The following is a 14,667-nucleotide window of genomic DNA, read 5'->3' as shown; positions in this document are numbered from 1 at the left end:
GGACGGCTCCGCGGACGGACCGCGGGGCGGAGCACGGAACTGGACACTCTGAGCACTCGACTGAGCAACGGGAGGAGCTGAGGACGGGGTAGGGGACGGAGCCGGAATCCGGGCCGCCGGAACTGCTGATGGAGAAGCATCTACTGTCCCTCCTCCCAAGTTGACGTACGACCCGCCGGAACGGTTGCCTACAAAACCTTTACGGAGCAGTTTCCCCCCGGATCAGCGCCAACACCCCGTCGAGTTCATCCGGTTTCACCATCACGTCGCGCGCCTTGGATCCCTCGCTGGGCCCCACGATGTTGCGGGACTCCATGAGGTCCATCAGCCGTCCGGCCTTGGCGAAACCGACCCGGAGCTTGCGCTGGAGCATCGAGGTCGACCCGAACTGTGTGGAGACGACCAGCTCGGCGGCCTGGCAGAGCAGGTCCAGGTCGTCGCCGATGTCCTCGTCGATCTCCTTCTTCTGCTTCGTGCCGACCACGACGTCCTCGCGGAAGACCGGAGCCATCTGGTCCTTGCAGTGCTGGACGACGGCCGCGACCTCGTCCTCGGTGACGAAGGCGCCCTGCATACGCGTGGGCTTGTTCGCCCCCATCGGCAGGAACAGCCCGTCACCCTTGCCGATGAGCTTCTCGGCACCCGGCTGGTCGAGGATGACGCGGCTGTCGGCGAGCGAGGAGGTCGCGAAGGCCAGCCGGGAGGGCACATTGGCCTTGATCAGACCGGTCACCACGTCGACCGAGGGCCGCTGGGTGGCGAGCACCAGATGGATGCCGGCGGCACGGGCCAGCTGGGTGATGCGGACGATCGAATCCTCGACGTCGCGCGGGGCGACCATCATCAGGTCGGCCAGCTCGTCCACGATGACCAGCAGATACGGGTACGGCGACAGCTCCCGCTCGCTGCCCTCGGGGGCCTTGGCCTTGCCGTTGCGCACGGCGTGGTTGAAGTCGTCGATGTGCCGGTAGCCGTACGCCGCGAGGTCGTCGTAGCGCAGATCCATCTCCCGTACGACCCACTGGAGGGCCTCGGCGGCCCTCTTCGGGTTGGTGATGATCGGCGTGATCAGGTGCGGGATGCCCTCGTACGCGGTGAGCTCGACCCGCTTGGGGTCGACCAGGACCATCCGGACGTCGTCCGGGGTCGCCCGCACCATGACCGAGGTGATCAGACAGTTGATGCAGGAGGACTTACCGGATCCGGTCGCACCGGCGACCAGGACGTGCGGCATCTTCGCGAGGTTGGCCATCTCGTAGCCGCCCTCGACGTTCTTGCCGAGCGCCACGAGCATCGGGTGGTCGTCCTCCGCCGCGTCCGCGAGGCGCAGTACGTCGCCGAGGTTGACCATCTCGCGGTCGGAGTTGGGGATCTCGATGCCCACCGCGGACTTGCCGGGGATCGGGGAGATGATCCGGACGTCCGGACTGGCGACGGCGTACGCGATGTTCTTGGTGAGCGCGGTGATCCGCTCGACCTTCACGGCCGGCCCCAGTTCGACCTCGTACCGCGTGACCGTCGGGCCGCGGGTGAAGCCGGTGACGGCGGCATCCACCTTGAACTCCGTGAAGACGTTCGTCAGGGAGGCGACGACCACGTCATTGGCGGCGCTGCGGGTCTTCCCCGGCCCGCCGCGCTCCAGCAGGTCGAGCGAGGGCAGCGAGTACGTGATGTCCCCGGAGAGCTGGAGCTGCTCGGCCCGCGCGGGCAGCGGCTCCGAGTGCTCCGGGGCGGGCTTCGTGAGATCCGGTACGCCCCCGGAGGGCGCCCCCGCCGCTCCGGCGCCCCGGCCCTTCGCCCGGCCCTTCTCCGCCTCCCGGGCCCCGGGCACGGGGGTGCCCGCGCCCGTACGGTCGCGGTCCCGGTCCGCGGAGACGCCCTGGGTCAGGTCGGCGACGAGCGGCGAGGGGGGCATGCCGTTGAGCACGGCGCCGTCGAGCGCCGCGGCGGCGGCCGCCGCGACATCCACGGCGTCCATGGTGCGGTTCATCGCGGGCTGTACGGCCGGCCTGCGCGACCGCCCCCGCCGGGAGAGCGCCTCGGACTCGGCGTGGTCCGGGTCGTACTCCGTGTCCGCCTCCGAGCGGCGGGCGGAGCCGCGGCGCGAGCGGTCGGGCAGCGCCTCGCGCCACTGCTCGTCGTAGCGGTCGTCGTCGCTCCCGCCGTCCGCGCCGGGCTCGTACGCCGGCTCGACGATGCCCAGCTTGACGCCGAGCGTCCGCAGCCGCTGGGGAATGGCGTTGACGGGGGTGGCCGTGACCACGAGCAGCCCGAACACGGTCAGCAGCACGAGCAGCGGTACGGCGAGGACCTCGCCCATCGTGAAGACGAGCGGCTTGGAGGCGGCCCAGCCGATCAGTCCGCCCGCGTCCTGCATCGCCTCGGTGCCGTCCTCGCGGCCCGGTGAGCCGCAGGCGATGTGGACCTGTCCGAGGATGCCGATGACGAGGGCGGAGAGCCCGATGACGATCCGGCCGTTGGCCTCCGGCTTCTGCGGGTACAGGATCAGCCGTACGGCGATGGCGCCCAGCAGTATCGGCACGAGCAGATCCAGCCGGCCGAACGCTCCGGTCACCAGCATCTCGACGAGATCGCCGACCGGTCCGCGCAGGCTCGACCAGGTGCCCGCGGCGACGATCAGCGCCAGGCCGAGCAGGAGGAGCGCGAGGCCGTCCTTGCGATGGGCGGGGTCGAGTCCCTTCGCCCCGCGCCCTATCGAGCGCAACAGCGCACCGACGCCGTGCGCGGCACCGAGCCAGACGGCCCGTACGAGCCGGTACACGCCCCCGGTGGGGGACGGGGCGGGCTTGGGCGCGGGCTTCTTGGCGGCGGTCCTCTTCGCGGGCGCCCTTTTCGCGGGTGCCTTCCTGGCGGGCGCGGGCGCGGACTTCTTCGCCGGGGACTTCTTGGCGGGCGCGGCTTTCTTCGCCGGGCCCGCGGTACGGCCGACGCTCTTCGCGGTGCCCGCCGTGCCCTGGGAACCCTTGCCGGACGTACGTGAGGCCATGGGACCGAGGTTACCGTTGCCGACGCCGGTGAACACGCGTGCCTACTGGTTCACCCGACCGTGTCGCCGCACCGGGGCGGGAAACTGACGCGCACTCACCGCGGGGAGCGGCACCCTGCCGCCCTCACGCAACCGCAAGGCGGCGGACGCCCGTTGCCGTGCGCCCGCCGGGAGTTACGGAGCGGTGCTCAGCTCTGCGAGGGCAGGACACCGGCGTTGCCGTTCGCCCCCGGCTCCAGCGCGTCGAGCGCGCGACGCAGCCCGGTGAGCTTGCGTTCGAGGTGGGCGGCGGTCGCCACCGCGCCGGCGTCCGCGGATTCGTCGTCGAGCTGCTTGGACAGCGCTTCCGCCTGCTCCTCGACCGCCGCGAGCCGGGCGGAGAGTTCGGCCAGCAGACCGGCCGGCTCCGTCTCGCGCTCCCCGGCCGCGTGGCCACCGCCTTCGAGCTGGAGCCGCAGCAGTGCGGCCTGCTCGCGGAGCTGACAGTTCTTCATGTACAGCTCGACGAAGACCGAGACCTTGGCGCGCAGCACCCACGGGTCGAACGGCTTCGAGATGTAGTCCACCGCGCCCGCCGCGTATCCCCGGAAGGTGTGATGGGGACCGTGGTTGATCGCGGTGAGGAAGATGATCGGGATGTCCCGGGTCCGCTCCCGGCGCTTGATGTGCGCGGCGGTCTCGAAACCGTCCATGCCCGGCATCTGGACGTCCAGCAGAATGACCGCGAAGTCGTCCGTGAGCAGCGCTTTGAGCGCTTCCTCCCCTGACGATGCCCGTACCAGTGTCTGATCGAGCGCAGAGAGGATGGCCTCCAGCGCCAGCAGATTCTCCGGCCGGTCATCGACCAGGAGGATCTTGGCCTTCTGCACCATGGCCCGTCCTCCTCGCCCCGGAATCACACCGGGTGCCGCCCCAGGGGACGACTCCCTTACGCCGTCCGTCCTTGTGCCGGTCATGGTAGCCGCACCCCGCCCGTCACCACACCCTGTCACCGCGATGTCACTGTGCACACAGCGCAAACGCGGTGGGAGACAGGAAGGTTCCCCGAAAAACCCGCACTCACACCCGTTCAGCCACAGTCGGTCAGCAATTCACCGTGATTCATTCACCCCTCGATCACTCTCCGTGCATCCACTGCTCCATGACCGCAAGCAGATGATCAGGGTCGACCGGCTTGGTGACATAGTCGGAAGCACCACAATCGATGGCCTTCTCCCGGTCGCCCTTCATCGCCTTCGCGGTGAGCGCGATGATCGGCAGCCCGGCGAACTGCGGCATCCTGCGGATCGCCGTCGTCGTGGCGTAGCCGTCCATCTCGGGCATCATGATGTCCATCAGTACGACCGTCACATCGTCGTGCTGCTCCAGCACCTCGATGCCCTCCCGGCCGTTCTCCGCGTACAGCACCGAAAGGCCGTGCTGCTCCAGCACGCTGGTGAGGGCGAAGACGTTACGGATGTCGTCGTCGACGATCAGGACCTTCTCACCGCGGAACCGGAACGTCCGCCGTGCCTCCGGCTCCTCCTTGGCTCCCTGGACCCAATCCTCCCTGGCGACACCCTTGCCGGCACCGCCACCGACGCCCGCACTCGGACGGGCGGGCAGCGCGGGCCGGCGAGCCGCGTCACCCAGCGCCTTGCGCCGCCGCCGGAACAGCCCGGCGGAGTTGGCCGGATCACCCAGTGGCGCCTGCTCGGCGCCGCGGACCGCCTCCCCGTGCAGGGCGCTCCCGTCCCCCATGCCATGGATCTCGTCGGGGCCGGGACCCACCTGCGGATAGCCCTGCGGCGGCAGTTCGCTGGCGTGCAGCGGCAGATACAGCGTGAAGGTCGAACCCCGGCCGGGCTCGCTCGCCGCATGGATCTCGCCGCCCAGCAGCCGGGCGATCTCCCTGCTGATGGACAGACCCAGGCCCGTACCGCCGTACTTCCGGCTGGTCGTCCCGTCCGCCTGCTTGAACGCCTCGAAGATCACCAGCATCTTGCTGGACGCGATACCGATGCCGGTGTCCGTGACCGAGAAGGCGATCAGGTCCGCGTCCGCGTCCCGCAGCGAACCCGCTTCCAGCAGATGCTCCCGGATCGAGTTCGGCACATCCGCCCCGGCCGGCCGGATCACCAGCTCCACCGCACCGCTGTCGGTGAACTTCACCGCGTTGGACAGCAGGTTGCGCAGCACCTGGAGCAGCCGCTGCTCGTCCGTGTGCAGCGTGGCGGGCAGCTCCGGGGAGACCCGTACCGAGAAGTCGAGCCCCTTCTCCGCGGTGAGCGGGCGGAACGTCGCCTCCACATAGTCGACGAGCTGGACCAGCGCGATCCTGGTCGGGCTGACGTCCATCTTGCCCGCCTCCACCTTCGACAGGTCGAGGATGTCGTTGATCAGCTGGAGCAGATCGGAACCGGCCCCGTGGATCGTCTCGGCGAACTCCACCTGCTTCGGCGAGAGGTTGCCCTCGGCGTTGTCCGCGAGCAGTTTGGCCAGGATCAGCAGCGAGTTGAGCGGGGTACGCAGCTCGTGGGACATGTTCGCCAGGAACTCGGACTTGTAGCGCATCGAGACGGCGAGCTGCTCGGCACGCTCCTCCAGGACCTGCCGGGCCTCTTCGATCTCGGTGTTCTTCACCTCGATGTCGCGGTTCTGCTGGGCCAGCAGTTCGGCCTTCTCCTCCAGTTCGGCGTTGGACGCCTGGAGTGCCTTCTGCCGGTTCTCCAGCTCCTGCGAGCGGTCCCGAAGCTGCTCGGTCAGCTCCTGGGACTGTTCGAGGAGCTTCTCGGTCTTCGTGTTGACGCTGATGGTGTTGACGCTCGTCGCGATCATCTCGGCGAGCTGGTTGAGGAAGTCCCGCTGGATGTGCGTGAACGGCTGGAAGGAGGCCAGCTCGATCACACCGAGGACCTTGCCCTCGAACAGCACCGGCAGCACGATCACATGCGCGGGCGGCGCCTCGCCGAGCCCGGAGGAGATCTTCAGATAGCCGGGCGGCACGTTGTCCACCTGGATCGTGCGCTTCTCCTCGGCCGCCGTGCCGATCAGTGTCTCGCCCGGACGGAAGGAGGTCGGCATCGAACCCGCCGAGTAGCCGTAACTGCCGCGCATACGCAGCTCGTACAGACTCTCCGCGTCGCTGTCCGAACCGACCTCGCCCGTGTCGCCGGGTGCCATGGCCAGGAAGAACGCGCCGTGCTGCGCGGAGACGACCGGGGTCAGCTCGCTCATGATCAGCGAGGCGACGTCGTCCAGATCGCGGCGGCCCTGCATCAGACCGGAGATCCGGGCCAGGTTGCCCTTGAGCCAGTCCTGTTCCTTGTTGGCGAGCGTGGTGTCACGCAGGTTGGCGATCATCGTGTTGACGTTGTCCTGCAGCACCTGGATCTCGCCGGCCGCGTCCACGTCGATCTTGAGGTTCAGATCGCCGCGCGTCACCGCCGTGGCGACGGCCGCGATGGCACGCACCTGACGGGTCAGGTTCCCGGCCATCTCGTTCACCGATTCGGTGAGGTCGCGCCAGGTTCCGTTGACGTCCCGGACGCGGGCCTGACCGCCCAACTGCCCCTCCGTGCCCACCTCGCGGGCCACACGGGTGACTTCCTCGGCGAACGAGGACAGCTGGTCGACCATCGTATTGATGGTGTTCTTCAGCTCCTGGATCTCACCGCGCGCATCGATGTCGATCTTCTTGGTGAGATCTCCCCTGGCGATGGCGGTGGTGACCGTGGCGATCTGGCGCACCTGGCCGGTCAGGTTGGAGGCCATCGAGTTCACGGACTCGGTGAGGTCCTTCCACGTACCGGCGACGCCCGGCACCCTGGCCTGTCCGCCCAGCGCGCCCTCGGTCCCCACCTCGCGGGCCACTCGCGTCACCTCGTCGGCGAACGAGGAGAGCGTCGTGACCATCGTGTTGACGGTGTCGGCGAGTTCGGCCACCTCACCGCGCGCCTCGACGGTCACCTTCTTCGTCAGATCGCCGTTGGCGACCGCGGACGAGACCCGGGAGATGTTGCGCACCTGGCTGGTGAGATTGCTGGCCATCAGGTTGACGTTGTCGCTGAGGTCCTTCCAGATGCCGGTCGCACCGCGCACCCGCGCCTGGCCGCCGAGGATGCCCTCGGTGCCCACTTCCCTGGCGACCCGGGTGACCTCGTCGGCGAAGTTCAGCAGCTGGTCGACCATCGTGTTGACCGTCGTCACCAGTTCGAGCATCTCGCCCTTGGCGTCCACGGTGATCTTCTTGGAGAGATCACCCTTGGCGACCGCGGTGGTGACCTCGGCGATGTTGCGGACCTGGAGGGTCAGGTTGTTCGCCATGCCGTTGACGGACTGGGTGAGGTCCTTCCAGGTACCGGACACACCCTGCACCTCGGCCTGGCCGCCGAGAATGCCTTCGGTACCCACCTCACGGGCGACCCGGGTCACCTGCTCCGCGAAGTTGGAGAGCTGGTCGACCATGGTGTTGAGGGTGTTCTTCAGCTCAAGGATCTCTCCCCGCGCGTCCACATCGATCTTCTGCGACAGGTCACCGCGCGCCACCGCCGTGGCGACCTGCGCGATGTTGCGGACCTGAGCGGTGAGGTTCCCCGCCATGCCGTTCACCGAGTCGGTCAGATCGCGCCACACGCCCGCCACCCCGGGCACCTGCGCCTGGCCGCCGAGCCGCCCGTCCGTGCCCACCTCACGGGCGACCCGGGTCACCTGCTCGGCGAAGGCGGAGAGCTGGTCGACCATCGTGTTGATGGTGTTCTTCAGCTCAAGGATCTCTCCCCGCGCGTCCACATCGATCTTCTGCGACAGGTCGCCCCGCGCCACCGCCGTGGTCACCTGGGCGATCTGGCGTACCTGCGAGGTCAGGTTCCCCGCCATGAAGTTGACGGAGTCGGTGAGTTCCTTCCACGTTCCCAGGACACCGTCGACCCGCGCCTGGCCACCCAGACGGCCCTCCGTGCCCACGTCCCGGGCCATCCGCGTCACCTGGTCGGCGAAGGACGAGAGCTGCGACACCATCGTGTTGACGGTGTTCTTCAGTTCCAGCATCTCGCCCGCGACATTGACGGTGACCTTCTGCGACAGGTCCCCGTTGGCGACCGCGGTGGTCACCTGCGCGATGTCCCGCACCTGACCGGTCAGGTTCCGGAACGCGGTGTTCACCGAGTCCGTGAGGTCCTTCCAGGTCCCCGCCGCCCCCGGGACCTCGGCCTGACCGCCGAGCCGGCCCTCGACGCCGACCTCCCGGGCGACCCGGGTCACCTCCGAACCGAACGACTGCAGCTGGTCCACCATCGTGTTGACGGTGTTCTTGAGCTCCAGCATCTCGCCGGCCACATCGACGGTGACCTTCTGCGTCATGTCACCGCTGGCCACCGCCGTGGTCACCTGGGCGATGTCGCGCACCTGGGTCGTCAGGTTCCGGAAGACCGTGTTCACCGAATCGGTGAGGTCCTTCCACGTTCCCGCCGCGCCCGGCACCTGGGCCTGTCCGCCCAGCAGCCCCTCACCGCCGACCTCGCTGGCCACACGCGTCACTTCGTCCGCGAAGGTGCGCAGCGTCTCCGTCATCTGGTTGATCGTCTCGGCCAGTTGCGCGACCTCACCGCGGGCGCTCACCGTGACCTTCTGCGACAGGTCCCCGTTGGCGACCGCCGTCGTCACCTCCGCGATGCCGCGCACCTGGGAGGTGAGGTTGCCCGCCATCGTGTTGACGGAGTCGGTGAGGTCCTTCCACACCCCGGCCACACCGGGCACCGTCGCCTGACCGCCGAGCTCACCCTCCGTACCCACCTCACGGGCGACCCGGGTCACCTCGGAGGAGAACGAGGACAGCTGGTCGACCATCGTGTTGACGGTGTTCTTCAGCTGGAGCATCTCACCGGCCACATGGACGGTGACCTTCCGTGACAGATCGCCCTTGGCGACCGCCGTCGTCACCAGGGCGATGTCGCGGACCTGGGCCGTCAGCCGGTACGCCATGGTGTTCACGGAGTCCGTGAGGTCCTTCCAGGACCCGGACATCCCGCGCACCTGCGCCTGCCCGCCGAGCTTGCCCTCGGTCCCGACCTCGACCGCGACCCGGGTCACCTGCTCGGTGAAGGCGGACAGCTGATCGACCAGGTTGTTGACCGTACGGGCGACCTTCAGGAACTCGCCGCGCAGCGGCCGTACCGTTTCGTCCGCCGTGTGCGAGCGCAGCTCCATCCGCTGCTCAAGATCACCGTCGGCGATCGCCGCGAGCACCCGTCCGACCTCGGAGACCGGTCGCGAGAGATCGTCGACCAGCTCGTTGGAGGCATCGATGGCGGCGGCCCAGGAGCCTTCGCAGGCCCCTGTCTCCAGGCGCTCCGTGAGCTTTCCCTCACGGCCCACCACGCGCCGTACGCGTGCCAGCTCACCGGTGAGATGGAGATTCCGGTCGGCCACCTCGTTGAAGACCGCCGCGATCTCCGTCATCACGCCGTCGCCCGAGACGGTCAGCCGCCTGCGGAAGTTGCCGTCCCGCATCGCCACGAGGGCCGCGAGCAGTCTGTTCAGAGCTGCCGCGTCCACATCGATGGTCCCATTGCGCTGTTTTTTCACGGACTGTCCGCCTTTTGTGCGCGTTGCTGAACCCCGCGCCGCCACGCCAGACTCCACCGTGTCCCTCCCGCAGGGTTTGACCGTATCGCTCGGGCCTATCCGGAAGCTTGCCCAGTTCTACTTTGACTCACCGCCACTGCACACCGTTGACGGGTGACCATGCGGACGTCAAATCGTTGAAACGTACCAGGCCGGAACTGGTCGGGGCGGAAGCTCCAATGGACGCCGCACAACGGCCCCTTGGGGAACGCATGGTTGTGCGCCCGCGCACAACTGCCGGGGCATCCCGTACCGAAGTCGGCCCTCGTGTACCCGGGACAGTGAACGAGCGTCTAGCCTGGCAAGCGAATCGAAGCGGCGAGAAACGGGCACAGGACTCGGGGAAGCGACGAGACACCATATGGGGAGTGCTGTGATCACCGCGCGCGCGGCTGCCACCTTCGACCCGGTCGGGCGCTCTGTCGCGACCGCCCGCGCCTTTGTCCGTGACACCCTCCAGGGGTGGGGCTACACCGATGTCGTCGACGACGCGGTCGTCCTCACCAGCGAGCTCGTGACCAACGCCGTCGTCCACGCGGGAACCGCCGCCGACGTCCTGTGTCTGCGCACCGAGGACGGCGTACGCGTCGAGGTCTCCGACCACTATCCGGAGCGCGAGGTCCCGCTCCAGAGCACCGGCCTGGACTACGGCAGCCCCGACCGCGAGAGCGGCCGGGGTCTGCTGCTCTGCGCCGCGCTCGCCGCCCGCTGGGGCGTCGAGTACACCCCGACGCGCAAGCACGTCTGGTTCCAGCTCGACCTCCCCGAGCGGCCGGTGGGCATCCGCTCCGCTGGCCCGCTCCTGCCCACGGCGCTCCTCCCGGTCGCCGACGAACGCGTACGGGTCGCCGTCGTGCAGATCGACCGCTCCGGCTCCATCTCCGCGTGGAACGACGACGCCGCGTTCCTCTTCGGTCACACGGCCGAGCAGGTCACCGGAAAGCAGCTCACCGACTTCGCCGCATGGCCGCACACCCCCGGCACCAACACCGGCATCGCCGACGCGCTCCAGCTCTCCCGCTGGGAGGGCAGCTACGGAATCCGCGGCTCCGACGGCCGGGTCATCCCGGTCTACGCCTCACATCTGCGGGTGCGCGACACGGAGGGCGAGCCCTCCACCGTCTGTCTCCTCGTCCGCGACTACGAACGCGCCGTCCTCCAGTCCCCGGTACGCGCCCCCGTCTCCGACACGGCCCACGAGAACCGCGCCGCGGACCCCTTCGAGGTCTTCATCGGCTCACCCGCCCCCGACGACCTCGACGGGCTGCTCCAGCGCACCGTCGAACGGGCCCGGGACATGCTCGACGCCGACGCCGCCTTCCTCCTCCTGGCCACCGACGACGAGACCGAACTGGAGGTCCGGGCCACGACCGGCCTCCCCTCGGCCCGCCAGCGCTTCGCCCGGGTCCCCGTCGAAGCCGGAACGGGACGCTACGGCTCCGCCCGGATGCCCGCCGTCCACGAGGACCTCACCGCGGTCCCCGGCGCCGTCCCCCTGCTCGGCGACACCGGAATGCGCTCCGTCGTCACCGTCCCGCTGAAGGTCGAGGGCCGCCTCACCGGCTCCCTCGGCGTCGCGGCCGAAGCCGCGGGCCGGTACTCCAACGAGGAGGCGCTGCGCCTCCAGTTCGCCGCCGACCGCATCGCGCTGGCCGTCGAATCCGCCCGCCTGGGCGAACTGGAACGTCTGCGCCGAGGCTCCCTGTCCTTCCTCGTCGAAGCCTCCGACCTGCTCGCCGGCACCCTGGACCGGGACCAGACCCTGGCGCTCATGGCCCAGATGACGGTCCCCACGCTCGCCACCTGGTGCGCCGTCTACACGATCGCGGACCAGGCCTCGGAGCCGTACCTCTCCTATGTCCTCCACGAGGACGAGGACCTCATCGACGGCCTCAAGGCCCTGCTGTCCAAGATCGACCCGCCGGACCCGGTGCCGACCCCCGGCGCGCGTGTCTGGGCCGCGCCGTCCGAGGCCGCCCACCGGGCGGCGCTGAGCACCTCCATGCGCAGCCTCGACCACGACGCGCCCCTGAGCATGGGCATGGCCACCCGCACCACCCTCGCCACCGCCTCGGCCGTGGGCGGGGAGACCGTCGTGCTCCCGCTGGTCGCCCGCAACCGCGTCATCGGCATGCTCACCCTCGGGAAACCCTCCGACGACCACTTCCGCCAGGAGATCCTCGAACTGGCCGAGGACCTCTCGCGCCGCGCCGCACTCGCCCTGGACAACGCCCGTCTGTACTCGGAGCGCATGGCGATCAGCCAGTCCCTGCAGCGCAGCCTGCTGCCGCCGGGCCTCCCCGACGTACCCAATGTCGAGATCGAGGTCATCTACCGCGCGGCGGGCGAGGGCAACGAGGTCGGCGGCGACTTCTACGACGTCTTCCCGATCCGCGACGGTGCGTACGGCTTCGCCATCGGCGATGTGTGCGGTACGGGCCCGGAAGCCGCGGCCGTCACCGGCCTGGCCCGCCACGCCCTGCGTCTGCTGGCCCGCGAGGGCTTCGGCGGCCCGGCCGTGCTGGAACGCCTCAACGCCGCCATCCTCGACGAGGGCGCACGCAGCCGCTTCCTCACGCTCCTGTACGGCGAGCTGTGGCCCCAGGAGGACGGCAGCGCGCTGCTGAAGGTGGTGTGCGCGGGTCACCCCCTCCCGCTGCGTCTGCGCCAGGACGGCTCCGTCGAGGCCGCCGCCGATCCACAGGCGCTGCTCGGCGTCATCGAGGACCTCGAACTGTACGAGCAGGAGATCACCCTCGACCCGGGCGATGTCCTGCTGTGCGTGACCGACGGGGTCACCGAGCGCCGCGAGGGTGCCCGCATGCTCGGCGACGACGGCCTCGCGGACGTCCTCGCCACCTGTACGGGCCTGACGGCCGGCGCGGTCGCCGCCCGGATCCTGCGCGCCGTCGAACGCTTCGCTGCCGAGCCGGCCTCCGACGACATGGCCATCCTCGCCATGCGTGTCCCCGAGCCTCCGCTCGTCTGACGAACGGGCCCCGGGGCACGGCTCAGGGAGCGAACGGGCCGTCCAGTGCGGCCCACTGCAGCAGCATGATGGTCTTCGCGTCGGCGATCGACCCGTCACGGATCATCGCGAGCGCCCGGTCGAAGGGCAGCTCCACCGTGCTGATGTCCTCGCCCTCGGCGGCGATCCCGCCCCCGCCTCCGGTCGCGGTCGCGGGGGTGTACGGGGCGGCGAAGAAGTGCAGCCGCTCGGTGACGGAGCCGGGGCTCATATAGACGTCGAAGACACGCTCGGCCGCGCCCACGGTGTGTCCGGTCTCCTCGGCGGCCTCCCTGCGGATGGCCTCCTCGGGGCTGTCCCCGTCCAGCAGGCCGGCCGCCGTTTCGAGGAGCATCCCGTCCGGATGGCCGTTGACATAGGCCGGGAGACGGAACTGGCGCGTCAGCAGCACGGTACGGCGGTCGGCGTCGTAGAGCAGGATGGTGGCGCCGTCGCCGCGGTCGTAGGTCTCACGCTGCTCCCGGCTCCAGTGCCCGTCGCTGTGCTGGTAGTCGAAGGTGCTCCTGCGCAGGACGTACCAGTCGCAGGAGAGCACTTCCACGTCGAGGATCCGCACCTGCGGATTTCCGGTCAGGTCCTGACCGTGCCGGTCCAGGCCGGTACGGCCGCGGCGGTCCGGGGTGTCGATGCCGGCGGTCATCGTGCGCCCGCGGCGTGGTCGGGGCCCGTCGGCGGGTGGGGAAGAGCGTTCATGTCAGCACCTCGATGGCGATGGGGGCGGGGTCCGGGTGGGGCGTCAGGCGAGATGGACGGGGACGCCGGCCTCCCGGAGAGCGTTCAGGGTGTACGGGCCGTTCGGATGGGTCCCACCGTCCTCGGCGCCCGTGTCGGTGACGAAGCCGTCCACGACTCCGAGCGGGGCGACCTGACTGAACGCCCGCACCCCGAGCTTGGTGGCATCGGCCACCGCGACGGTACGGGTGGCCTGGGCGAGCCCGGCCTGCTTGACGGCGGCGTCGTCGAGGGAGAACTCCGACCAGCCGTGCTCGGCGTGCACCCCGCCGATGGACATGACGAAGCAGTCGAAGGCCAGCGACTCCAGCGTGCGCAGAGCCAGCGGGCCCACCAGGGACCTTTCTCCGGGCCGTGAGCGCCCGCCGACGACAAGCAGGTCGATACCGGGCCGGTCCGCCAGGCACACGGCCGCCTGAAGGCTCAGCACCGCCACCGTCAGCGGCCCCCGGGCCGCGAGGTGCTCCGCGACGTGCGCGGTGGTGGTCCCCGCGTCCAGCAGCACCCGGGACCCCGGCTCGACCATCGCGGCCACCCGGGCACCCAGTCGGTCCTTGGTGGCGGCCTGCCAGCGTTCCCGCGCGACAAAGCCCGCGCCCTCCTCCCGCGCCCTGGTGGCGACGGCACCGCCATGCACCCGGCGTACGAGGTCCTGGCGCTCCAGCGCGTCGAGGTCCCGGCGGACCGTCATCTCGGAGACGCCGAGCCGCTGGGAGAGCTCGGCAACGGAGACACGGTCAGCGGCGCCCTGCACCAGCCGCAGAGTCAGGTCCAGACGATCGGCAACACCCATGAAGTCTTTCTACCATGCAGTTGTTCGTTTGAACATCGACATGTGAGATCGAGGATCGGCCGAACCCGTAAACGCAAGAAAGGCCCCCGCCTGATGGCGGGGGCCTTTCTTCTGCTGGAGCCCCAATGCGGAATCGAACCGCAGACCTTCTCCTTACCATGGAGACGCTCTACCGACTGAGCTATTGGGGCCTGTCGCTCTGTGGCAACGAGGTAAAGCATACCCTGGATCCAGGGGTGTTCATAACCATCGGAAGAACCGATTCCCGCGGGCCGCCACCAGCTCTCCCCGCACCCCCGCCGGCACCCCCCGCCCGCACCCGCACCCGCACGGAAACGGAAAGGCGCGGCACGGCACAAGGAGCCCGGGGCGAACGGGAAGGCGTTCGGAGTTGAATGGTGAACGCAGGAAAGCCCCGTACCTTGCGGTACGGGGCTTTCCCGGAAAAATTGTTCGGCGGCGTCCTACTCTCCCACAGGGTCCCCCCTGCAGTACCATCGGCGC

At 69.4% G+C, this 14,667-nt stretch carries 6 protein-coding genes and 1 tRNA gene; 1 reads left to right on the top strand and 6 read right to left on the bottom strand.

Going from position 1 to position 14,667, the window contains the following annotated elements; genetic code table 11:
* Positions 1-199: 199 nt before the first annotated feature.
* The 3 genes from ABT170_RS39745 to ABT170_RS39735 all read right to left on the bottom strand — a co-directional run bounded on the left by ABT170_RS39745 (position 200) and on the right by ABT170_RS39735 (position 9,571).
* Positions 200-3,007, bottom strand: coding sequence for a DNA translocase FtsK (locus ABT170_RS39745; RefSeq protein WP_329940464.1), 2,808 nt, complete (start codon positions 3,005-3,007; stop codon positions 200-202).
* A gap of 188 nt (positions 3,008-3,195) precedes the next feature.
* Entirely contained in the window at positions 3,196-3,879 is a 684-nt protein-coding gene (locus ABT170_RS39740; RefSeq protein WP_329940463.1) for a response regulator, read from the bottom strand.
* Between the two features lie 244 nt (positions 3,880-4,123).
* A complete protein-coding gene (locus tag ABT170_RS39735; RefSeq protein WP_351875984.1) occupies positions 4,124-9,571 on the bottom strand; it encodes a HAMP domain-containing protein in 5,448 nt (1,815 codons plus the stop codon).
* Positions 9,572-9,971: 400 nt separating this feature from the next.
* Here ABT170_RS39735 and ABT170_RS39730 point away from each other — a divergent pair, with 400 nt between their 5' ends.
* Positions 9,972-12,599, top strand: coding sequence for a SpoIIE family protein phosphatase (locus ABT170_RS39730; RefSeq protein ID WP_329940199.1), 2,628 nt, complete (start codon positions 9,972-9,974; stop codon positions 12,597-12,599).
* A gap of 22 nt (positions 12,600-12,621) precedes the next feature.
* Here the strand turns inward: ABT170_RS39730 and ABT170_RS39725 are convergent, their stop codons facing one another.
* From ABT170_RS39725 to ABT170_RS39715, 3 genes are all read right to left on the bottom strand, one after another.
* Positions 12,622-13,278 (bottom strand): NUDIX domain-containing protein, encoded by a 657-nt coding sequence (locus ABT170_RS39725; RefSeq protein ID WP_351875981.1) that lies wholly within the window; start codon positions 13,276-13,278, stop codon positions 12,622-12,624.
* 96 nt (positions 13,279-13,374) lie between these two features.
* Positions 13,375-14,163, bottom strand: a complete 789-nt coding sequence (locus ABT170_RS39720; protein ID WP_351875978.1) for a DeoR/GlpR family DNA-binding transcription regulator — start codon at positions 14,161-14,163, stop codon at positions 13,375-13,377.
* 115 nt (positions 14,164-14,278) lie between these two features.
* A tRNA-Thr gene (locus ABT170_RS39715) sits at positions 14,279-14,354 on the bottom strand.
* Positions 14,355-14,667 lie beyond the last annotated feature (313 nt).

Origin of the sequence: Streptomyces sp. NPDC001787, assembly GCF_040297465.1 — a bacterium.
In the GTDB taxonomy this organism is placed as follows: Bacteria; Actinomycetota; Actinomycetes; order Streptomycetales; family Streptomycetaceae; genus Streptomyces.
Note: the sequence above shows the minus strand (reverse complement) of the source record. Positions and strands in the feature narration are given on the sequence as shown.

Bases quoted from the DNA above. Each gene is read 5' to 3' on its own strand.
- ABT170_RS39745 (WP_329940464.1), bottom strand. From the start codon at position 3,007: ATGGCCTCACGTACGTCCGGCAAGGGTTCCCAGGGCACGGCGGGCACC.
- ABT170_RS39725 (WP_351875981.1), bottom strand. From the start codon at position 13,278: ATGACCGCCGGCATCGACACCCCGGACCGCCGCGGCCGTACCGGCCTG.
- ABT170_RS39740 (WP_329940463.1), bottom strand. From the start codon at position 3,879: ATGGTGCAGAAGGCCAAGATCCTCCTGGTCGATGACCGGCCGGAGAAT.
- ABT170_RS39720 (WP_351875978.1), bottom strand. From the start codon at position 14,163: ATGGGTGTTGCCGATCGTCTGGACCTGACTCTGCGGCTGGTGCAGGGC.
- ABT170_RS39730 (WP_329940199.1), top strand. From the start codon at position 9,972: ATGGGGAGTGCTGTGATCACCGCGCGCGCGGCTGCCACCTTCGACCCG.